Origin of the sequence: Streptomyces sp. NPDC088246 (genome assembly GCF_044741025.1) — a bacterium.
In the GTDB taxonomy this organism is placed as follows: domain Bacteria; phylum Actinomycetota; class Actinomycetes; order Streptomycetales; family Streptomycetaceae; genus Streptomyces.
Genome location: NZ_JBIURV010000005.1, coordinates 113,331 through 134,911 on the forward strand (window position 1 = coordinate 113,331; position 21,581 = coordinate 134,911).

General features: G+C 67.4%; 19 protein-coding genes. 12 read left to right on the forward strand and 7 right to left on the reverse strand.

Annotated elements, in window-relative coordinates:
* The first annotated feature begins 82 nt into the window (after positions 1-82).
* From ACIPEK_RS09790 to ACIPEK_RS09805, 4 genes are read left to right on the forward strand one after another with little or no spacing between them, the layout of a single operon-like run.
* The gene (locus ACIPEK_RS09790) at positions 83-1,009 is read left to right on the forward strand and encodes an ABC transporter permease (protein ID WP_401993023.1); all 927 of its coding nucleotides are present in this window, start codon (positions 83-85) and stop codon (positions 1,007-1,009) included.
* Positions 1,002-1,967, forward strand: a complete 966-nt coding sequence (locus tag ACIPEK_RS09795; protein ID WP_401993026.1) for an ABC transporter permease — start codon at positions 1,002-1,004, stop codon at positions 1,965-1,967. The genes ACIPEK_RS09790 and ACIPEK_RS09795 overlap by 8 nt, the downstream gene beginning before the upstream one ends.
* 9 nt (positions 1,968-1,976) lie before the next feature.
* Positions 1,977-3,035, forward strand: coding sequence for an ABC transporter ATP-binding protein (locus tag ACIPEK_RS09800; RefSeq protein WP_401993029.1), 1,059 nt, complete (start codon positions 1,977-1,979; stop codon positions 3,033-3,035).
* Positions 3,028-4,179, forward strand: coding sequence for a dipeptide ABC transporter ATP-binding protein (locus ACIPEK_RS09805; RefSeq protein ID WP_327273118.1), 1,152 nt, complete (start codon positions 3,028-3,030; stop codon positions 4,177-4,179). Before ACIPEK_RS09800 ends, ACIPEK_RS09805 begins: the two co-directional genes overlap by 8 nt.
* A gap of 317 nt (positions 4,180-4,496) precedes the next feature.
* On the opposite strand, the gene ACIPEK_RS09810 is transcribed toward ACIPEK_RS09805, so the two are convergent.
* The 6 genes from ACIPEK_RS09810 to ACIPEK_RS09835 all read right to left on the reverse strand — a co-directional run bounded on the left by ACIPEK_RS09810 (position 4,497) and on the right by ACIPEK_RS09835 (position 11,352).
* Positions 4,497-5,582 (reverse strand): ABC transporter ATP-binding protein, encoded by a 1,086-nt coding sequence (locus ACIPEK_RS09810; RefSeq protein ID WP_401993033.1) that lies wholly within the window; start codon positions 5,580-5,582, stop codon positions 4,497-4,499.
* A 26-nt stretch (positions 5,583-5,608) separates the two neighbouring features.
* On the reverse strand, positions 5,609-6,574 hold the full coding sequence (locus ACIPEK_RS09815; RefSeq protein WP_401993456.1) for an ABC transporter ATP-binding protein: 966 nt from the start codon (positions 6,572-6,574) through the stop codon (positions 5,609-5,611).
* A gap of 71 nt (positions 6,575-6,645) precedes the next feature.
* Complete coding sequence (locus tag ACIPEK_RS09820; RefSeq protein ID WP_401993036.1) at positions 6,646-7,626, reverse strand: ABC transporter permease; 981 nt, start codon at positions 7,624-7,626, stop codon at positions 6,646-6,648.
* Positions 7,627-7,718: 92 nt separating this feature from the next.
* Complete coding sequence (locus ACIPEK_RS09825; RefSeq protein WP_401993039.1) at positions 7,719-9,506, reverse strand: ABC transporter substrate-binding protein; 1,788 nt, start codon at positions 9,504-9,506, stop codon at positions 7,719-7,721.
* Between the two features lie 75 nt (positions 9,507-9,581).
* A complete protein-coding gene (locus tag ACIPEK_RS09830; protein WP_401993042.1) occupies positions 9,582-10,610 on the reverse strand; it encodes an ABC transporter permease in 1,029 nt (342 codons plus the stop codon).
* A gap of 262 nt (positions 10,611-10,872) precedes the next feature.
* On the reverse strand, positions 10,873-11,352 hold the full coding sequence (locus ACIPEK_RS09835; RefSeq protein WP_401993485.1) for a hypothetical protein: 480 nt from the start codon (positions 11,350-11,352) through the stop codon (positions 10,873-10,875).
* Between the two features lie 60 nt (positions 11,353-11,412).
* Between ACIPEK_RS09835 and ACIPEK_RS09840 the strand changes: the two genes are divergently transcribed.
* The 5 genes from ACIPEK_RS09840 to ACIPEK_RS09860 all read left to right on the forward strand — a co-directional run bounded on the left by ACIPEK_RS09840 (position 11,413) and on the right by ACIPEK_RS09860 (position 17,247).
* On the forward strand, positions 11,413-13,050 hold the full coding sequence (locus tag ACIPEK_RS09840; protein WP_401993045.1) for an ABC transporter substrate-binding protein: 1,638 nt from the start codon (positions 11,413-11,415) through the stop codon (positions 13,048-13,050).
* Between the two features lie 117 nt (positions 13,051-13,167).
* Positions 13,168-14,091, forward strand: coding sequence for an ABC transporter permease (locus ACIPEK_RS09845; RefSeq protein WP_401993048.1), 924 nt, complete (start codon positions 13,168-13,170; stop codon positions 14,089-14,091).
* The gene (locus tag ACIPEK_RS09850) at positions 14,084-15,058 is read left to right on the forward strand and encodes an ABC transporter permease (RefSeq protein WP_383075759.1); all 975 of its coding nucleotides are present in this window, start codon (positions 14,084-14,086) and stop codon (positions 15,056-15,058) included. Before ACIPEK_RS09845 ends, ACIPEK_RS09850 begins: the two co-directional genes overlap by 8 nt.
* A gap of 13 nt (positions 15,059-15,071) precedes the next feature.
* Positions 15,072-16,049 carry an ABC transporter ATP-binding protein gene (locus tag ACIPEK_RS09855; RefSeq protein WP_401993051.1) on the forward strand — a complete coding sequence of 326 codons (978 nt, stop codon included), beginning with the start codon at positions 15,072-15,074 and terminating at the stop codon, positions 16,047-16,049.
* On the forward strand, positions 16,039-17,247 hold the full coding sequence (locus ACIPEK_RS09860) for an ABC transporter ATP-binding protein (RefSeq protein WP_401993054.1): 1,209 nt from the start codon (positions 16,039-16,041) through the stop codon (positions 17,245-17,247). The genes ACIPEK_RS09855 and ACIPEK_RS09860 overlap by 11 nt, the downstream gene beginning before the upstream one ends.
* Positions 17,248-17,403: 156 nt before the next feature.
* Here ACIPEK_RS09860 and ACIPEK_RS09865 read toward each other — a convergent pair whose 3' ends face one another.
* The gene (locus ACIPEK_RS09865; RefSeq protein ID WP_401993057.1) at positions 17,404-19,536 is read right to left on the reverse strand and encodes a prolyl oligopeptidase family serine peptidase; all 2,133 of its coding nucleotides are present in this window, start codon (positions 19,534-19,536) and stop codon (positions 17,404-17,406) included.
* 166 nt (positions 19,537-19,702) lie between these two features.
* On the opposite strand from ACIPEK_RS09865, the gene ACIPEK_RS09870 reads away from it, so the two are divergent.
* The 3 genes from ACIPEK_RS09870 (at position 19,703) to ACIPEK_RS09880 (ending at position 21,297) form a co-directional block, all read left to right on the forward strand.
* Positions 19,703-19,897, forward strand: coding sequence for a hypothetical protein (locus ACIPEK_RS09870; protein WP_093896879.1), 195 nt, complete (start codon positions 19,703-19,705; stop codon positions 19,895-19,897).
* A gap of 72 nt (positions 19,898-19,969) precedes the next feature.
* A complete protein-coding gene (mshB, locus tag ACIPEK_RS09875) occupies positions 19,970-20,869 on the forward strand; it encodes an N-acetyl-1-D-myo-inositol-2-amino-2-deoxy-alpha-D-glucopyranoside deacetylase (protein ID WP_401993060.1) in 900 nt (299 codons plus the stop codon).
* Positions 20,866-21,297, forward strand: a complete 432-nt coding sequence (locus ACIPEK_RS09880; protein WP_401993063.1) for a DUF6113 family protein — start codon at positions 20,866-20,868, stop codon at positions 21,295-21,297. The genes mshB and ACIPEK_RS09880 overlap by 4 nt, the downstream gene beginning before the upstream one ends.
* The last annotated feature ends 284 nt before the right edge of the window (positions 21,298-21,581 follow it).

Here is a 21,581-nt window from a genome sequence, read left to right on the forward strand (position 1 = left end):
CGTTGGCCCGGCAATCTCCCCACAACCCCGCGGTGGAGACCATGTGTAGGCCATCGCCGACCCCTCACGGCATGGAGGCATGATGGGGCGTTACGTCGCTAGGCGACTGCTCCAGATGATCCCGGTGTTCATCGGGACTACTCTGTTGATTTTCCTTATGGTCCACATCCTTCCCGGTGATCCCATCCGGGCGATGTGGGGTGACAAGGCGGCCGACCCCGCACAGGTCGCGGAGCTGCGTCACAAGTTCGGGCTGGACCAGTCCCTTCCCATGCAGTACTTCAACTACATGAAGGACCTGTTCCAGCTGGACTTCGGCGAGACCTTCGGCGGCCGTCCCGTCTGGGACGAGATGTCGAGAGCCTTCCCTGTCACGATCCGTCTCACAGCCGTTGCGATGGCCATCGAGATGATCGTCGGTCTCAGCCTCGGCGCATGGGCCGGACTCAAGGCGGGCAAGGCACCGGACACCGGCGTGCTGATCTTCACGCTGGTCGTCATCTCGATCCCCGTGTTCATCCTCGGTTACGTGGCCCGGTTCATCTTTGCGGACACGCTGCACTGGGTCGCGCCAAACGTCGAAGACTCGATGGACATCACGCAGTTGTTCCTGCCGGGCTTCGTCCTGGCCATGCTCTCCATGGCGTACGTCGCCCGACTGACGCGTACGACCTTCGCCGAGAACCTGCGCGCGGACTACATGCGCACGGCGCTCGCGAAGGGGCTGCCGCGGCGTCGCATCGTCGGGGTGCACCTGCTGCGCAACTCGCTGATCCCGGTGGTCACGTTCCTCGGTACGGACGTCGGCGGCTTCATCGGCGGTGCGGTCGTCACCGAGGGCATCTTCAATGTCCAGGGTGTCGGCAACCTGCTCTACCGGGCGCTCCAGCAGCGTGAAGGTTCCACCATCGTCGGTGTCGTCACCGTATTCGTACTGATCATTCTCGTGATCAACCTGATCGTCGACCTGCTCTACGCGGTCCTGGACCCGAGGATCCGGTATGCCTGACGTGACCAAGGACCAGAGCATCAAGGATGCCGGAGCGGACGTGGCCGTGACGGTCGACGAGACGCCGGCCAGCCCCGCCGGGGAATCCACCGGCAAGCCCCGTGGTCTGTGGGGTGACGCCTGGTTCGACCTGCGCCACCGCCCCATGTTCTGGATATCGGCGAGCCTGCTGGTCCTGCTGCTGGTGATCGCGGCCTTCCCCGGCCTGTTCACCGGCACCGACCCGCGGGCCGGCGATCTGACTCACCACTACCTGACGAAGCCCGAGTTGGGGCACTTCTTCCAGGCGGACTGGTTCGGCTACGACGTTCAGGGCCGCTCGATCTACGCTCGGGTGATCTACGGAACCCGCGCCTCGATCCTCGTCGGCGTCGGCGTCACCGTGGCGATCACCGTCGTCGGCGGTCTGCTGGGTCTGCTCGCCGGCTACTTCGGCGGCTGGCTCGACGCGATCATCTCCCGCATCACGGACATCTTCTTCGGTCTGCCCTTCCTGCTCGGCACGATGGTCGTCCTGAACGCCTTCGCCGAGCGCAAGGTGTACGTCGTGATCGCGGCCCTCGCCTTCCTGGGCTGGACCTCGATCTGCCGTGTGATGCGTGCATCGGTGATCACCGCGAAGCAGGCGGACTATGTGACGGCGGCACGCGCTCTCGGCGCGGGGACCGGCCGGATGCTGTTCCGCCATGTCCTGCCCAACGCCCTCGCGCCGACCATCGTGGTCGCCACCATCGCTCTCGGTGGCTTCATCTCGGCCGAGGCGACGCTGTCCTACCTGGGCCTGGGTCTCGCCGACCCGACCATCTCGTGGGGCATCGACATCGCCTCGGGCAGCGAAGAGATCCGTAACAACGTGCATGTGCTGCTGTTCCCGGCAGGAATGCTCAGCCTCACGGTCTTCGCGTTCATCATGCTCGGCGACGCGGTGCGCGATGCACTCGACCCGAAGCTGCGCTGAGGAGGGCGTATGACCATCATGGACAAGACAGCAGACATCCCGGCGCCCCGTGCCGGGGGGTCGGACGACAGCCCGCTCCTCGAAGTGCGCGACCTGCACGTGGAGTTCCACACCCGTGACGGAGTCGCCAAGGCCGTCAACGGTGTGAACTACAGCGTCGACTCGGGCGAGACCCTGGCCGTGCTCGGCGAGTCCGGTTCCGGCAAGTCCGTGACCGCTCAGGCGATCATGGGCATTCTCGACATGCCGCCCGGCAAGATTCCGCAGGGCCAGATCCTGTACCGCGGCCAGGACATGCTCACCATGAGCTACGAGGAGCGGCGGAAGATCCGTGGCCAGAAGATCGCGATGATCTTCCAGGACGCGCTCTCCTCGCTCAACCCCGTGCTCTCGGTCGGCTACCAGCTCAGCGAGATGTTCCGTGTCCACCAGGGACTCTCCAAGAAGCAGGCGAAGGCCAAGGCCATCGAGCTGATGGAGCGGGTCAAGATCCCCGCAGCCAAGCAGCGGGTCAATGACTACCCGCACCAGTTCTCCGGCGGTATGCGCCAGCGCATCATGATCGCCATGGCGCTGGCCCTGGAACCGGACCTGATCATCGCGGACGAGCCGACCACCGCGCTCGACGTGACGGTCCAGGCCCAGGTCATGGACCTGCTCAAGGAGCTGCAGACCGAGTTCAACATGGGTCTGATCCTGATCACCCACGACCTCGGCGTCGTCGCCGATGTCGCGGACAAGATCGCGGTCATGTATGCGGGCCGGATCGTCGAGACGGCGCCGGTGCACGAGCTCTACAAGCGGCCCGCGCACCCGTACACCCGCGGTCTGCTCGACTCGATCCCGCGGCTCGACCAGAAGGGCCAGGAGCTCTACGCGATCAAGGGCCTGCCGCCCAACCTGCTCAAGATTCCGTCCGGCTGCGCCTTCAACCCGAGGTGCCCCAAGGCGGATGACATCTGCCGCACGGAGATCCCGGCTCTGGTGCCGGTCTCCGAGCAGGACGGCAGCGAGCTGCCCGGCCGCGGCAGCGCCTGCCACTTCTGGAAGGAGACGATCCATGGCTGAGCTCGACAAGACGGACGGATCGTTGGACAGCACCCCGAACGTCACCGAGGTCGTGACCGTCGACGCCGCCGACGAGACGGCGGCGGTCGCGGCGATCGAGGCCCCGGCGGAGCGCGGTGAGCCGATCCTCCAGGTGCGCAATCTGGTCAAGCACTTCCCGCTGAGCCAGGGCATCCTCTTCAAGCGCCAGGTCGGCGCCGTCAAGGCCGTGGACGGGGTCTCCTTCGACCTCTACCAGGGCGAGACGCTCGGCATCGTCGGCGAGTCGGGCTGTGGCAAGTCCACGGTCGCGCGGCTGCTGATGACGCTGGAGACGGCCACGTCCGGCGAGGTCTTCTACAAGGGCCAGGACATCACCCGGCTGTCGGGGCGCGCGCTGAAGGCGGTCCGCCGCAACATCCAGATGGTGTTCCAGGACCCGTACACCTCGCTGAACCCGCGTATGACGGTCGGCGACATCATCGGCGAGCCCTTCGACATCCACCCGGAGGTGGCGCCGAAGGGCGACCGGCGCCGCAAGGTCCAGGAGCTGCTGGACGTCGTCGGTCTCAACCCGGAGTACATCAACCGCTATCCGCACCAGTTCTCCGGCGGCCAGCGCCAGCGCATCGGTATCGCCCGCGGCCTCGCGCTCAACCCGGAGATCATCATCTGCGACGAGCCGGTCTCCGCGCTCGACGTGTCGGTGCAGGCGCAGGTCATCAACCTGATGGAGAAGCTCCAGGACGAGTTCAACCTCTCCTATCTCTTCATCGCGCACGACCTGTCCATCGTCCGGCACATCTCCGACCGGGTCGGCGTGATGTACCTCGGCAAGATGGCCGAGATCGGTACGGACACGGAGATCTACGACCACCCGACGCACCCCTACACCCAGGCGCTGCTGTCGGCGGTCCCGGTCCCGGACCCGGAGGCCCGCGAGCGCGGCGAGCGGATCATCCTCACCGGTGACGTCCCGTCGCCGGCGAACCCGCCGTCGGGCTGCCGCTTCCGTACGCGGTGCTGGAAGGCCCAGGACAAGTGCGCCACGGAGACGCCGCTGCTGGCGATCCCCGAGCGCTTCAAGTCCGTGGACTCCCCGGCCGCGCACGAATCGGCGTGCCACTTCGCCGAGGAGAAGGACATCGTCGGCGCGGCCTCGTAGTACGGCGCGTGTGACACGGAAGGCCCGGAACCTCAGGTTCCGGGCCTTCTTTCGTGGCCGGCGTACCGTCACCCTCCGCGTTCGTGACGGTGTGTCAATGTCCGCAGCCGACGCGCGCCCTGATCGACGCGCGAGATTCGAACGCGCCCGGAGCCGATCGGTTCCGGGCGCGTCTCCCGTTTCCCCGGAACCGGGCTCGCAGGCGGCTCGGGTCAATGGGCGCACATGCTCGGTTCCTTGGGCCGGGGGAGCCCCGTGGTTCGCGGGCCGATCGGGTCCGTGTCCGTGAGGGCGCCCCCGGGGCCGGGCCAGGGGTGTCAGGCCCCGGCCTCGGGGTCTTCGGTGGTCTTGTCGAGCTTCGGCCCGTCCGAGGCCGTACGGGCCTTCGGGACGGACGACACGGACTGGGAGTCCTCGGGGTAGTGGCAGGCCGTCAGATGGCCGTCCCGGCTGCCCTCCACCCGTACCAGCGGCGGCGCCTCGCTCGTGCACTTGTCCGTCGCCTTCCAGCACCGCGTACGGAAGCGGCAGCCCGACGGCGGGTTGACCGGGGACGGCACATCGCCGGCGAGGCGGATGCGCTCACGGGCCGGTGTGTCGTCGGCGGTCGCCTCGGGCACGGCGGAGAGCAGCGCCTTGGTGTACGGATGACGCGGGTTGCCGTACAGGTCCTCGCGATGGGCGATCTCCACGATCCTGCCGAGGTACATGACCGCCACGCGCTGCGAGAAGTGGCGTACGACGGCCAGGTCGTGGGCGATGAACAGGAACGCGATACCGAGTTCCTTCTGCAGCTTCTGCAGCAGGTTCACCACCTGGGCCTGGATCGACACGTCCAGCGCCGAGACAGGCTCGTCGGCCACGATCAGCTTCGGTTCCAGGGCGAGCGCGCGGGCCACGCCGATGCGCTGGCGCTGGCCGCCGGAGAACTCGTGCGGGAAGCGGTTGTAGTGCTCCGGGTTGAGTCCGACGATCTCCAGCAGCTCCCGTACGCGCGCCTCGCGGCCGCCCGCCGGGTTGATGTCGTTGATCTCCATCGGCGCGGTGATGATCTTGCCGACGGTCTGGCGCGGATTCAGCGAGGCGTACGGGTCCTGGAAGATCATCTGGATCTCGGAGCGGACCGGGGCCAGCTGCTTGCGCGAGGCGTGGGTGATGTCCTGCCCGCGGTAGGAGATCGTGCCGGCCGTCGGCTCCAGGAGCCGGGTGATCAGCCGGCCCGTCGTCGACTTGCCGCAGCCGGACTCGCCGACCAGGCCCAGGCTCTCGCCCTCGGCGACGGTGAAGTCCAGTCCGTCGACGGCCTGGACCGCGCCGACCGTCCGCCGGATCGGAAAGCCGGCCTTGATCGGGAAGTGCTTGGTGAGTCCGGAGACGTCCAGGAGGGGATCTGTGCTGCTCATTGTAGGGAAGTCCCGTCTCTTGTACGTCAGTTGGGCCGGGTGCCGGCGAAGTCGGCGAAGAACTCGGTGCGCTGCTCCGCGGTGAGGTGACAGGCGGCCCCGCGCCCGGCCACCAGTTCCAGCGGCGGCTGGTCGGTCGTACAGCGGTTGCCGCCGACCTGCTCGGTGAACGTGCACCGCGGGTGGAAGCGGCAGCCGGTCGGCGGGTTGAGCAGGCTCGGCGGCGAGCCGGGGATCGGCGACAGCGGCACGTCGACCGGCCCTTCGAGGCTCGGCATGGACCCCAGCAGACCCCAGGTGTACGGGTGCTGGGGTGCCCGCAGCACCTCCTTCTTGGTGCCGCGCTCGACACAGCGCCCGCCGTACATCACCAGCACGTCGTCCGCGATGTCGGCGATGACACCGAGGTCGTGGGTGATGAAGATGATCGAGGTGCCGGTCTCCTGCTGGAGGTCCTTGAGCAGGTCCATGATCTGGGCCTGCACGGTGACGTCCAGTGCGGTCGTCGGCTCGTCCGCGATCAGCAACGCCGGGTTGCAGACCAGCGCCATGGCGATCATCGCGCGCTGGCGCATACCGCCGGAGAACTGGTGAGGGTAGTCGTCCACCCGTAGATCGGGCTGGGGAATGCCCACCTTGGTGAGCATCTCGACAGCCCGGGCCCGGGCGTCCCGTTTGGAGGCACCGGTGTGCTTGCGGAACGTCTCGCCGATCTGCTTTCCGATGGTGTGGTAGGGCGAGAGCGAGGCCAGGGAGTCCTGGAAGATCATGGCCATCTTGTTGCCGCGCAGCCGCTCCAGCTCCCGCTCCGAGGCGGCCAGCAGATCCTGGCCGTCGAGCAGGATCTCGCCCTCGATCTCGGTGTGGTCGGGGTGGTGCAGGCCGAGGATCGTCAGGTTGGTGACGGACTTGCCGGAGCCGGACTCACCGACGATGCCGAGGGTCTTGCCCTTCTCCACATCGAAGGACAGCCCGTCGACGGCCTTGACCATGCCGTCTTCGGTGGAGAAGTGCACGCGCAGATCGCGTACGGAGAGGAAGGGGGTGCTCACTGGATCTCTCCCTAGGCGAGGCGGACGCGTGGGTCGATGAGGGCGTAGACGGCGTCGACGACGATGTTGAGGATCACGATCGCGGTGGCGGCCACCATCATCACGCCGAGCAGGGTCGGCAGGTCGTTGGTGTTGACGGCCTTGACCGAGAGCGCCCCGATGCCCTGGAGGCTGAAGGTCTTCTCGGTGATGATCGCGCCGCCGAGGAGGACGCCCAGGTCGAGGCCGAAGATGGTGACGATCGGGCCCATGGCCCCGCGCCAGGCAAACCGGAAGAAGACGGTCCGCCGGGACAGGCCCTTGGCCCGCGCCGTCCGTACGTAGTCCTCGCTCAGTGACTCCACCAGCTGGGACCGGGCCATACGGGTGTAGTTGGCCGTGAAGATGACGGAGAGGACCAGCCAGGGCAGCAGGAGGCCGGAGAACCACGCGCCCGGATTCTCGCTGAGCGGGGTGTAGCTCGGCCGGTCCAGCAGGTGCAGCTGGTCGGTGAGGAAGTACATGGCGACCACGCCGACGATGTAGATCTGCAGCGAGGAGGCGACGAGTGACGCGGAGGACGCGACCTTGTCGAGCAGCTTGCCCTGCTTGACCGCGGCCAGCATGCCGGTGCCGACGCCGAAGATGACGAAGACGAACGCGCTGCCGACGGAGAGCGAGAGGGTGGTCGGGAAGCGGTCGACGATGGTGCCGAAGACCGGCTCGCGGTTGATGAACGAGTACCCCAGGCAGGGGGCGGGGCAGTGCCCGTACGACTGGTATTCGCGGCCGACGAAGACTCCCTGCAGCCAATGCCAGTACTGCACCGGTATCGAGTCGGCGATCCCCAGGTTGTGACGTACCAGCGCGAGTGTCTCGGGGGTGCAGACCTTGCCGCAGGCCACCCGGGCGGGGTCGCGGGGGGCGGTGTAGAAGAGAACGAAGACTAGGACGCTGATGATCAGCAGGATGACCGCGGCGCCGACGACACGGCGGAGAAGAAAGCGCAGCATGGCAGTGGGTTTTCCTGACGGATGCCGAGAGGGAGGAGGGGAACGGGCGGCTCTCCGGTGGAGAGCCGCCCGCGCCCCGCGGGGGCCGTTCGTCAGGCCTTGACGTACGTCTTGTAGAGCAGCGTCGCGGAGAACAGCGGGTCCATCATGGCGCCGCCGACCTTGGAGCCGTACAGGTAGAAGCGACGCTGGAAGGTCTCCGGGATGATCGGGACGACCTCGTCCATGATCCGCTTGTCCAACGCCGCCCAGGCCTCACCGGCCTTCTTCTGGTCGCTGATGACGACGTTCTCCTTGATGGCCGCGTCGATCCAGTCGACCTTCGTCTGGGAGACGTTGTTCTGGCCGTTGCCGACGGAGGCGCTGTCGAAGAGCGGCTGGATCATCGTGTAGGCGGTCGGCCAGTCCGGGGACCAGCCGAACCACATGACGTCGAAGCTGTTGTCGACCTGCTGGATCTGGTCGTAGTACGAGGTCGAGTCGACGGCCTTGATGACCGGCGTGAAGCCGGCCTTCTTCAGCGCGTTCTCGATGACGACGGCCGTCTTGTCGTAGGTGGGGCTCTGCGGGTAGCTGTAGACGACCTTCTGGCCGAGCTTGCCGGCCTTCTTGAGGATCGCCTTGGCCGCTTCCGCGTCTCCCTGAGGAGCCTTCAGCTTGCCGTAGAGGTCGAACTCCTCACGGCCCAGGATGTCGGGGCTGAGGATGGTCGTCGCGTAGTCGCCGGCGGACGGACCGCCGTAGATCTTGCGGATCTGTTCGAGCGGCCAGGCGATGTTGAGCGCCTTGCGCACCTCGACGTCGGTGGTGCGCTTGCAGTTGATGGCGTAGTAGTACGTGCCGGTGAGCAGACCGTTGAACGTGCGCTTCTTCAGCTCCGGGTCGGTGAGCACCTTCTGCATGCGCTCGGCCGGCACGGACTTGTAGATGGAGACCATCTGCTGGTCCTTGCCCTGGTCCGCGATGAAGCGGTCCGCGGACTCCAGCGAGGTGGGGCCGAACTCGAACTCGAAGCTGTCCGGGTAGGCGTTGCGGATCGGGTCGGTCGCCGGGTCCCAGTGCTTGTTGCGCGTCAGCGTCATCGACTTGTCGATGGAACGGTGCTTGACGATGTACGGACCGCAGGAGACGGGCTGCTTGTCGTACTTCTCCTTGGTGTCCAGCTTCACCGGGGTGGCAGCGTAGGAGCTCATGGCCAGCGTGAAGTTGAAGTCCGGGCGGGCTTCCGCCAGCTTGAAGGTGATCGTCTTCTTCGCCTTGTCGGTGACGATCGAGTCCAGGTGCTTGCCGCCGTACGGACCCTCGTAGCCCTTGCGCCAGTCACCCTTGCCGGTGAGCGCCTGCTGGACGTAGGCGGCGCCCTCGGTGATGAACGGCGCCCAGGAGCGCTCGATGCCGTGGCGGACGTCGTCGACGGTCAGCTCGCTGCCGTCCTCCCACTTGAGCCCGTCCTTCAACGTGAAGGTCCAGGTCTTGTTGTCGGCGGAGGCGGTGCCGACGTCGGTGGCGAGGTCGCCGACGAGGGTCAGGGAACCCTTCATGTCGATCTTGTAGCCGGTGAGACCACGCGCGAACATCATCGCACCGGAGGAGTTGAACGCGAAGTAGATGCGCTGCGGGTCGAGGTGCGAGAAGTCGTCCTCGGAGACGCCGTAGATCGTCCCGCCCTTCTTGGCGCCGGGAACCTCCGGAGCGGGGCCGACCGAGTCTTCCTTGGTGCCGATCTTGACGGTGGCACCGGTGTACTCGGTGGCGCCCGCGCGCGGCGTGTCCTTGCTGCCGCCTCCGCCCGCGTCACCACTGCTGCACGCGGAGAGAACGAGGGAGCCGCCCGCCGCGACGGATGTGGCGATGACGAAGTTTCTGCGGGAGAGAGACATGGCAACCTGCCCTGGTCGATGAAGAGGGACGAATGATCCGGCGGAGCCCCGTCGCTCCGGTCCGGGACGGAACTGTCAGCGCTTGGTCTTCGGGTCGAGAGCGTCGCGAACCGAGTCACCGAGGAGATTGAAGGCGAGGACGAAGACCACCATCGACACCCCCGGGAAGAGCATGAAGGTGATGTCGTCCTGGTAGACGTCGGCGCCGCGTTGAAGGATCACGCCCCAGTCGGGCGTCTTCGCCGTCAGCCCGACGCCGAGGAACGCGAGTCCTGCCTCGGCGGTCACGAACATGGGAAGAGCGAGGGTCGCCTGGATGAGGATCGGCGTCCACAGGTTGGGCAGCAGTTCCTTGAAGATGATCCGCGCCGGCGAAGCGCCGGTGACTCTCGCGGCCTCGACGAACTCCCGCTCGCGCAGGGCGAGCACTTCTCCGCGCAGGAGTCGGGCGATGGACGCCCAGCCGAACGCGGTCATCACCAGGATGAGGCTGGTGACGGTGAGCCAGATCGGGGTGGCTTCCTCCGGCGAGACCAGGATGTTGATGAGGACAGGCCAGAACGCGATGAAGAACAGCGTGGAGGGGAACGCCAGCAGGATGTCGATGACCCGGCCGATGAAGTAGTCGGTCTTTCCGCCCAGATATCCGGCGGTGACGCCGATCACGATGCCCAGGACAGTCACCAGGAGGGTCGTGATGCCGGCGATGAAGAGCGAGTTGCGGATGCCGTAGACGAGGAAGGTGAAGAGGTCACGGCCGAGCTGTGGTTCGACGCCGAACCAGAAGTCGCCGCTGATCCCGCCGTTGGGCTTGACCGGAAAGCCGAAGTCGTTGAGCAGGCCCTCTTGGTCCTGGCCGTAGGTCGTGTACGGATCCTTGCCGTACGCCTTGGAGATCAGCGGCGCGCAGATGGCCACCAGGAAGAAGAAGATGACCACATAGGCCGAAATCACGCCGGTGCGGTCGCGCCTGAAGCGCCGCCAGGCGAGCTTTCCCGGCGAACGGCCGTCGCCGCCCTTGAGGGCCGAAGGGTCCGGCGCCTGCTGCGTGTTCGCGTCCGCGTCCTCAATGGGCGTGGCTGCGTTCGGGGTTGGAATCGTCATGGTGCTCCTGGCCCGGAGGGTCGAAGGACTCCGCAGGCACACCTACGGGCTACCCGGACTTTTTCAACGCAATTCATGCAGGGTCAATGAATGTCCGTCCCCCTTGAGGCGCTCTTTGGGAAATTGGCCAACTCATGACCTTCATATGGGCGTATCTTTGCCTCCGTTTGTTTCATTCGGGGGCGCGGTTGCGGTCATTCGGGAGAAATCCGGCAATGAGTTCGTTATCCGGGCGCCGGTGTCTCGGAATTCGTACATCCAGTCAGGCGGGTGCGTGGTCGATGCACGTTCGATGCGCGGTCGTTATCGCCCCAGTCCTTGTGCGGGTCGGTGTCCGGCGCCCTCGCGGCAGGCGTTTGGGTGGTCGGTCCAGGGTGGGCCAGGTGGTCTCGATGTGGTCTGCGGCGGTGTTGGAGTCCGCGTTGCCGGGCCGCAGCGGCATCCCGCTTGTCGGAGTGGGTGGCATCAGCGCCCCGTCCAGGTGAACGATCAGTGGGTCCGCGGCGTCCGGTGCTCCGGCCAACTTCCGGGCATGTGCCCGCGCTTCGATCCGCGCGGAGCGGGTCGCGGTCGGAGCCTTCGGTCCGGTCGCCGCGAGGGTGTCGGTGAGCGCGGAGGCCGTCAGGTCGGAGGGCGCGGGGTCGAACGCGGCGGGCTCGTCGCTGGTCTGTGCGAACCCGCCCCTCCAGCGCCACTTGAGGCGGCTCTTCTGCGTCCGAATGGGTGGAGTAGGTGTGCGCAATATTCGTTATGCGGTGATATTTGACCCTACGTGAGACGGAGCACAACGAGGAGGCACTCCATGCGCGGAGCCACACAGGCCAAGTGGGCCGCATGCGCGGTGGCCGTCGCCCTGGCGGCGACGGCATGTGGCGGAGGGGGCAGCGGCGGCGGTGGTGGCGGTGGTGGTGCCGACGGAATCGTGAGCTCCTCCTGGGGTGACCCGCAGAACCCGCTGGAGCCCGCGAACACCAATGAGGTGCAGGGCGGCAAGGTCCTCGACGTGATCTTCCGGGGACTCAAGAGGTACGACCCGAAGACCGGCGCGGCCACCAACATGCTCGCCGAGAAGATCGAAACCAAGGACAACCAGAACTTCACGATCACCGTGAAGGACGGCTGGACCTTCAGCAACGGCGAGAAGATCACCGCGAAGTCGTTCGTGGACGCCTGGAACTACGGGGCGCTGCTGAAGAACAATCAGAAGAACGCCTACTTCTTCGGTTATATCGACGGATACAGCAAGGTCCACCCCGAGTCGGGCAGCGCCAGGGCGAATACGCTCTCCGGCCTCAAGCTCGTCAACGACAAGACCTTCACGGTCAAGCTGATGCAGAAGTTCTCCCTCTGGCCCGACACCCTCGGCTACCCGGCCTTCGCCCCGCTGCCCAGGGCCTTCTTCACCGACCACGCCGCCTGGGTGTCCAAGCCGATCGGCAACGGCCCGTACACCATCGTCAAGTACACCAAGGGCTCGTCGATGAACCTGCGCAAGTGGGACAAGTACCCCGGGGGCGACAAGGCGCAGAACGGCGGCATCGACCTCAAGGTCTACACGGACAACAACACCGCCTACACCGACCTGACGGCCGGCAACCTCGACCTCGTCGACGATGTGCCCGCCTCGCAGCTGAAGAACGTCAAGGCGGACCTCGGCGACCGGTACATCAACACCCCGGCAGGCATCATCCAGACGCTCGCCTTCCCCTTCTACGTCAAGAAGTGGGACACCCCCGGCGGCATCAAGGTCCGCCAGGGCCTGTCGATGGCGATCAACCGCGATCAGATCACCGGTCAGATCTTCCAGAAGACCCGCACCCCCGCCTCCGACTGGACCTCCCCGGTCCTCGGCGCGGCAGGCGGCTTCAAGAAGGGTCTGTGCGGCGCGCCCTGCGAGTACAACGCGGCGAACGCCAAGAAGCTGATCCAGGAGGGCGGCGGCATCCCCGGCGGCCAGCTCAAGATCTCGTACAACGCGGACACCGGCTCCCACAAGGAGTGGGTCGACGCCGTCTGCAACAGCATCAACAAGGTGATGGGCAACAACAAGGCCTGTGTCGGCGCCCCGGTCGGCACCTTCGCCGACTTCCGCAGCCAGGTCTCCCAGCAGAAGCTGACCGGCGCCTGGCGGGCCGGCTGGCAGATGGACTACCCGCTCATCCAGAACTTCCTGCAGCCGGTGTACTACACCGACGCCTCGTCCAACGACGGCAAGTGGAGCAACAAGCAGTTCGACGGCCTCGTCGACAAGGCCAACGCCGAGTCCGACAAGGCCAAGGCCGTCTCGACCTTCCAGGACGCGGAGAGGGTCCTGGTCGCGCAGATGCCCGTGATCCCGCTCTGGTACCAGAACGGCAGCGCCGGTCACTCGGACCGGATCACCAATGTGTCGCTGAACCAGTTCAGCGTCCCGGTGTACGAGCAGATCAAGGTCAAGTGACCCGTTGAGGCCGGGTGGCCGGTGCGGTCCTGGCACCGGCCGCCCGGCTTCCGCATCCCGTCGACGCGTCACTCCCCAGCCCCGCGCCTCTGACCCCCGCGACCTCCGGAGCCCTTCATGGGACGTTATGTGATCCGGCGGCTGCTGCAGATGATCCCGGTCTTCTTCGGCACCACGCTGTTGATCTTCCTCATGGTGAACGTGATGGGTGACCCCATCGCGGGCCTCTGCGGCGAACGCCAGTGCGATCCGGCGACCGCAGCCCAACTCCGTGCGGAATTCGGCCTCGACAAGCCCGTCTGGCAGCAATACCTGACCTACATGGGCAACGTCTTCACCGGCGACTTCGGCACCGCGTTCAACGGGCAGAAGGTCACCGATCTGATGGCGACCGCCTTCCCCATCACCATCCGGCTCACCATCGTTGCGCTCCTGTTCGAGATCGTCATCGGCATCAGCCTCGGCGTCGTCACCGGTCTGCGCCGCGGCCGCCCCATCGACACCACCGTGCTGATCCTGACCCTGGTCGTCATCTCCATCCCGATCTTCGTCACCGGTCTGCTGCTCCAGCTCCTCCTCGGCGTGAAGTGGGGGATCACCCATCCGTCCGTCTCATCGGAGGCGCCGCTCAACGAACTCATCATCCCGGGGCTCGTCGTCGCCTCCGTCTCCCTGGCGTACGTCACCCGGCTCACCAGGACCTCGATCGCCGAGAACGCCCGAGCCGACTATGTCCGTACCGCCGTCGCCAAGGGCCTGCCCAGGCGCCGCGTGATCACCCGGCACCTGCTGCGCAACTCCCTGATCCCCGTCGTCACCTTCATCGGTACGGACGTGGGTGCCCTGATGGGCGGGGCGATCGTCACGGAGCGGATCTTCAACATCCACGGCGTCGGCTATCAGCTCTACCAGGGCATCCTGCGCCAGAACTCCCAGACCGTCGTCGGATTCGTCACCATTCTGGTCCTCGTCTTCCTGGCGGCGAACCTGATCGTCGACCTGCTGTACGCCGTACTCGACCCGAGGATCCGCTATGCCTGAGCAGACACCGGACGAGGCGATCTCGTCGGCCGGAGCGGGAGGTGTGATGGACCTCGCCCTGGAGGAGGGTGCGACGCTCGAAAAGACACCGGGCGGCCCCGAAGGCACCGGCCCCGCCGAGAAGCCGCGCAGTCTGTGGTCCGACGCCTGGCGGGATCTGCGCCGCAACCCGGTCTTCATCATCTCCGCCCTGATCATCCTCTTCCTGGTGATCATCTCGATCTGGCCGTCACTGATCGCGGATCAGGATCCCCTCGACTGCAACCTGGGCAAGGCCCAGGAGGGCTCACAGCCCGGCCACCCGTTCGGCTTCGACGGACAGGGCTGCGACGTCTACACCCGGACCGTCTACGGGGCCAGGAACTCGGTGACCGTGGGCGTCTGCTCCACCCTGGGCGTCACCCTGCTCGGCAGCCTCCTCGGCGGCCTTGCCGGCTTCTACGGCGGCCTGTCGGATTCGTTCCTCTCCCGTATCACCGACATCTTCTTCGGCATCCCGGTGGTCCTCGGCGGCCTGGTCTTCCTCTCCGTGGTGCCGAGCTCCACCGTCTGGCCGGTGATCGGCTTCATCGTGCTGCTGGGCTGGCCGCAGATCGCCCGTATCGCACGTGGCTCGGTCATCACCGCCAAGCAGAACGACTACGTCCAGGCGGCCCGCGCGCTCGGCGCCTCCAACTCCCGGATGATGCTGCGCCACATCACGCCCAACGCGGTCGCCCCCGTGATCGTCGTCGCGACCATCGCCCTGGGCACGTACATCGCTCTGGAGGCGACTCTCTCGTTCCTCGGCGTCGGCCTGAAACCGCCTGCCGTCTCCTGGGGCATCGACATCTCCGCCGCGGCCAACTACATCCGCAACGCCCCGCACATGCTGCTCTGGCCCGCCGGAGCGCTGGCGATCACCGTGCTCGCGTTCATCATGCTCGGCGACGCGGTGCGCGACGCCCTCGACCCCAAGCTGCGCTGAGGAGCCCGTTGCCATGTTGCTCGAAGTGCGCGATCTGCACGTGGAGTTCCACACCCGCGACGGGGTGGCCAAAGCCGTCAATGGCGTCAACTACTCGGTGGCCGAGGGTGAGACGCTCGCCGTCCTCGGTGAGTCCGGCTCCGGCAAGTCGGTCACCGCACAGGCGATCATGGGCATTCTCGACATGCCCCCGGGAAAGATCAGCGGCGGCGAGATCCTCTTCAAGGACCGCGATCTGCTGAAGATGAAGAAGGAGGAGCGCCGGAAGATCCGCGGCCAGGAGATGGCCATGATCTTCCAGGACGCGCTCTCCTCCCTCAACCCCGTGCTCAGCGTGGGGGAGCAGCTCGGCGAGATGTTCGTCGTCCACCGCGGGATGTCCCACAGGGACGCCAGGCTCAAGGCCGTCGAGCTGATGGACCGGGTCCGCATCCCGGCCGCCAGGGAACGCGTCGGGAACTACCCGCACCAGTTCTCCGGCGGCATGCGCCAGCGCATCATGATCGCCATGGCGATGGCGCTGGAACCTTCGCTGATCATCGCGGACGAACCCACCACCGCCCTCGATGTGACCGTCCAGGCCCAGGTGATGGACCTGCTTGCCGAGCTCCAGCGCGAGCTCAACATGGGACTCATCCTGATCACCCACGACCTGGGCGTGGTCGCGGACGTCGCCGACTACATCGCCGTGATGTACGCGGGCCGGATCGTCGAGTCGGCCCCCGTCCACGAGATCTACAAGGCCCCCGCCCACCCGTACACCAAGGGCCTCCTCCAGTCGATCCCGCGCCTGGACCAGAAGGGCCAGGAGCTGTACGCGATCAAGGGCCTGCCGCCCAACCTGCTGCACATCCCGCCCGGCTGCGCCTTCAACCCGCGCTGCCCGATGGCTCAGGAGATCTGCCGAGGTGAGGTACCGCCCCTCTTCGAGGTGGCCCGGCACCGCGAGAGCGCCTGCTACTTCTGGAAGGAGACGCTCGATGCACGCTGAACCGGGGAGCACCCGCGTGGGCGGCGAACCCATTCTGGAGGTCCGCGATCTGGTCAAGCACTACCCACTGACCCAGGGCATTCTGATCAAGAAGCAGATCGGCTCCGTGAAGGCGGTCGACGGGGTCTCCTTCGACCTGGCGGCGGGCGAGACGCTCGGCATCGTGGGGGAGTCGGGCTGCGGCAAGTCGACCGTGGCCAGGATGCTGGTGCATCTGGAACAGCCGACGGCCGGTGCGATCAGGTACAAGGGCGAGGACATCACCAAACTGTCGGGGCGCGCCCTGAAGGCCGTGCGCCGCAACATCCAGATGGTGTTCCAGGACCCGTACACCTCGCTCAACCCCCGGATGACCGTCGGCGACATCATCGGGGAGCCGTACGAGATCCACTCCGAGGTGGCCCCGAAGGGCGACCGGCGCAGAAAGGTCCAGGATCTGCTGGACGTCGTCGGGCTCAACCCGGAGTACATCAATCGCTATCCGCACCAGTTCTCCGGCGGCCAGCGCCAGCGCATCGGCATCGCCCGCGGGCTGGCCCTGAACCCCGAGATCATCGTCGCCGACGAACCCGTCTCCGCCCTCGACGTCTCCGTACAGGCGCAGGTCGTCAACCTGCTGGACCGGCTCCAGGCGGAGTTCGGACTGAGTTACGTCTTCATCGCGCACGACCTGTCGATCGTCCGGCACATCTCCGACCGGGTGGGCGTGATGTATCTGGGCCGGATCGTCGAGATCGGCACCGACGAGCAGATCTACGACCACCCCACGCATCCGTACACCCAGGCGCTGCTGTCCGCCGTCCCGGTGCCGGACCCGATGGCCCGCGAGCACCGGGAACGCATCATCCTGCACGGCGATGTCCCCTCGCCCGCCAACCCGCCCTCCGGCTGCCCGTTCCGCACCCGCTGCTGGAAGGCGCAGGAGCGGTGCGAACGGGAAGTGCCGCTGCTGGCGGTTCCGGCGGTCTTCCGGCTGACGGACACACCGGCCGGGCACGATTCGGCCTGCCACTTCGCGGAGGAGAAGCAGGTGGTGCCGCCGGAGGGGCTGCTGGAGACGCCGGGGGAGACAGTGGCGGAAGAGGCCGTTCCGCAGAAGAAGGCGGACGAGTCCGGCCAGGAGGGCGCCCTGAGCCCGTCCGACGCCGTGGGCCGGGAGGACGGGCCGCCGCCTTCCGGGAGCAGCCGGGCCGGCTGACCGCAAACACGTTAACGCGCGGGCAACTTGGCTGTCTCACGTCCGATATACGAACGCGCCACCATGGTCGGCGTACGGCCGTGCGGGTGCCGTGAACCGGCCGGGGGGGCGTCAAGTCCCCCCGGCCGGTTGCCCGTTCGGGCGCCGCCGCTCAGGTCACCCCCGCAGCCCCAACGACCGCTTCAGGAAGTCCACCTGGAGCAGCAGCAGATTCTCCGCCACCTGCTCCTGCGGCGTCATGTGCGTCACCCCGCTGAGCGGCAGCACCTCGTGCGGGCGCCCCGCCGAGAGCAGCGCCGACGACAGCCTGAGCGAGTGCGCGACCACCACGTTGTCGTCCGCCAGACCATGGATGATCAACATCGGCCGGACCTGGTCCGCGGCCTCGGAGAGCCCCTCGTCCGTCAGCACCGAGTTGTGCGCGTACACATCCGGCTGCTTCGCCGGGTCGCCGAGATAGCGCTCGGTGTAGTGGGTGTCGTACAGCCGCTGGTCGGTCACCGGCGCGCCCACCACCGCCGTGTGGAAGACATCCGGCCGCCGCAGCACGGCCAGAGCCGCCAGGTAGCCGCCGAACGACCAGCCCCGGATCGCCACCTTGCCGAGGTCCAGCGGGAACCGCCCGGCGAGCGCGTGCAGCGCCTCGATCTGGTCGTCCACGGTGAGGACGAGGTTGTTCTTGACAGCTTTCTCCCAGCCCGGTGAACGCCCCGGTGCGCCCCGGCCGTCCGCGACGACCACCGCGAAGCCCTGATCGGCGAACCACTGCGACGTCAGATGCGGATTGTGGGCGGCGAGCACCCGTCGGCCGTGCGGGCCGCCGTAAGGATCCATGAGTACCGGAAGCGGGCCGTCCGACTCTTTGTACCCCTCGGGGAGCAGCACGGCGCACGGAATCCGCCGTGCGCCCCCCTCGGTGAGGTGCACCCGCGCCGACAGAACCGGCTCTTCCGCATGGCTTGCGACGGTGGCGACCCGCTTGCCGTCCCGGAGCACGTCGGCACGGGCCCCCGGCCGCTCCAGCGAGTGGGAGACCAGCACCGTCACGCCGCCCGCGCGGACGGCCGAATGCACCCCCGCCCCTTCGGAGACCCGCTCGACACCCAGCTCATTGACCCGGTACACATGGCTCTCGCCGATCTCCGGCTCCGCGGCCTCCTCGCCCGCCGACGCCGAGACCAGGACATCCGACTCGCCGATGTCCAGGACCGCCTGGAGCTGCAACTGCGCCCCGGTCAGCAGCCGGTCGCCGACCGCGAGCACCCGCGCCCCGCCCTCGTCCGCGATCCGCACGAGCCGCCCGTCCGGCGCCCAGGCGGGCACACCGGGGAAGATTTCCAGCCAGACCGGGTCCTCGTCGACATGTACCGTCCGCGTCGTACCCGTCTCCGTGTCCACCGCGAGGAAGAGCTGGCTCTGCTGGTCCCGGGCCTGCACGAGCAGCAGCGGAGCCCCGGCCGACGACCAGTGCACCTGTGCCAGGTACGGGTGGCGAGCCCGGTCCCAGACCACTTCGGTACGGGTGCCGTCCAGGCCCACCACGAAGAGCCGCACCTCGGCGTTGGGCGTCCCCGCCGCCGGGTAGGCGACCTCGGCCGGCCTGCGGTCCGGGTGTGCGGGATCCGCGATCCACCATCGCTGTACGGGGCTGTCGTCGACTCTGGCGACCAGCAGCCGGTCCGACTCCGGTGACCACCAGAAGCCCCGCGAGCGCTGCATCTCCTCGGCCGCGATGAACTCCGCGAGGCCGTAGGAGATGTTCGCGCCCTCCGGCTCCGCGAGCGCCCGGTCCCCGTCGCCCTCGGCGCCCACGACGCGCAGCGCGCCCTTCGACACATATGCGATGCGGCGCCCGTCCGGTGACGGCCTCGGGTCGATCACCGGGCCCGGCACCGGCAGCGCACGCGCCGTACCCGCCCGCAACTCCGCGACGTACACCTTGCCGGAGAGCGCGAAAGCGGCCAACTCGGCCGCCGCGTCGACCGCGTAGCCGACGATCCCCGATGAACCTTCACGGCTGCGCTCGCGCCGGGCCCGCTCCTGGGCCGACAGCCGCTCCGCCGAACCGCCGAGCAGCGTCTCGGGGTCGGCGACGACGCGCTCCTTCGGCGTACCGCCCGCGGGCAGATCCAGCACCCACAGCCGGCCCGTCCGGTCCGTGCCGGAGCCCGACCGCAGGAAGATCACCCGCTCCCCGTCGGGTGAAACGGTGAACGCGCGGGGGGCGCCGAGGGTGAATCGCATCGTCCTGGCGTGCTGACGTGGAAATGAGATCTTCTGCGAAGTCATGGGCCCGAACCTAGTCCCCGACCGCCCGGTCGTGCGCCCCTCGTGCTGCTGTGCCCCGATCAATGCGGTGCCACGGATAGTTATGATCCGTAGCGCTTGGTGGGTATGAACCTGCTGGCTCCATGTGTGCTGCCCGTCCCGACCGTACTGATGGAGGTGAACCGCCGTGGCACTCTCGATTTCGGCGGTGGTGCTGCTGGCGATCGTCGTCTTCCTGCTGATCCGGAAATCCGGACTGAAGGGCGGACATGCGGTGGTCTGCGCGCTGCTCGGTTTCTATCTCGCCAGCTCGTCCATTGCGCCCAGCATCTCGAACCTGACCACGAATGTGGCCGGGATGATCGGAAGCCTCAAGTTCTGAGACCCGGCTCGTCGGCGGCTCGTGCGCGGGCGCGGTCGGTCCAGGGCCTGTCCGGCTCGTAGGCTGGTCCCCATGACGGATCATCCCGCCCGGCGTCTGCTCCTGGTGCACGCGCACCCCGACGACGAGTCGATCAACAACGGCGCCACCATGGCCAGGTATGCGGCCGAGGGTGCCCAGGTCACCCTGGTGACCTGCACGCTCGGCGAGGAGGGCGAGATCATCCCGCCCGCGCTCGCCCATCTCGCGGCAGACCGGGACGACACCCTGGGCCCCTACCGCCAGGGCGAACTCGCCGCGGCGATGAAGGAGCTCGGGGTCACCGACCACCGGCTCCTCGGCGGCCCAGGACGCTTCCGCGACTCCGGAATGATGGGCGCCGAGCAGAATCACCGCCCCGGCGCCTTCTGGGACGCGGACGTGGACGACGCGGCCCAGTACCTCGTGGACGTGATCCGCTCGGTGCGCCCGCAGGTCCTCGTCACCTACGACCCCGACGGCGGCTACGGGCACCCCGACCACATCCAGGCGCACCGCGTCGCGATGCGCGCGGCGGAGCTCGCCGCCGATCCCGCGTACCGCACCGGAGCGGGCGCGGTGCACACCGTCGCCAAGATCTACTGGAACAGGGTGCCGCGTTCGGTCGCCGAAGAGGGCTTCGCGCGCCTGCGGGACACGGTGCCGGACGCCTTCTCGGGGATCGCCGCCATCGACGACGTACCGGGTGTGGTCGACGACGCGAGGATCACCGCGCAGATGGACGGCTCCGCCCATGCGGCGGCCAAACGCGCGGCGATGCGGGCCCATGCCACGCAGATCGCCGTGGACGGCCCCTTCTTCGCCCTCTCCAACGACCTCGGCCAGCCCGTCTTCACCACCGAGTACTACGAGTTGGTGCACGGCGCCTCCGGGGCCCCTCAAGGGGCGCGCGAAGACGATCTGTTCGCCGGTGTACCGGGGGCGGAACAGTGAGCGGCAAGCAGCGCACACCGCGCACCGGTGCACCCTCCGGGGACGTGCGGGCCACCGGTCTCGCCGCGCCCCTCAACCCAGGGCGGATCGCCGCCTATGCGGGCCTTGCCGTTCTCGGCGCGCTCGTCGGGATCGCCGGGGCGCTCGTCCAAGCCGCCTGGTTCCCCGGCGGGTTGCTGCTCGCGCTGGTCGCCTGCGCCGGGCTGTTCTACGGCGGGCGCTGCGTCTTCGGCACCCAGCTCGGCGCCCTGGCACCTGCGGCGGGCTGGCTGATTTCGATCGTTCTTCTGCTCGGCGGACGACCGGAGGGCGACTATGTCTTCGGCGATGAACTGGGCCTCACCCTTTTCATGCTGGGCGGGATGGCGATCGCTGTGATCTGTGCCACTATGTCGCGGTCGCCTCAGAGCCTGTCGGGTGACCTCTGATCGGGCGGCCACGGCATGGCACGCACTCCCCCAAGGCCTTAAGGGCCAGGGGGGACCCCCTCCGGCGTTGCCGAAATGGCCTGGTAGCTCCGCTACGAGGCCATCCCGACGCCTTGGAATCGCACGCACCATGCCGCGTCCGCTCTCCGATCGAAGGTCACCCGACAGGCTCTCAACCGGGCGCCGACAGCGGCCGACCTGGCAAGTAATGTGCCACGTCCGATCCCGTAATGCCCCTTGTCCGTCCGGTGGTCACGCAGTCGTTTCCCCCGGTCGCGGAGTGT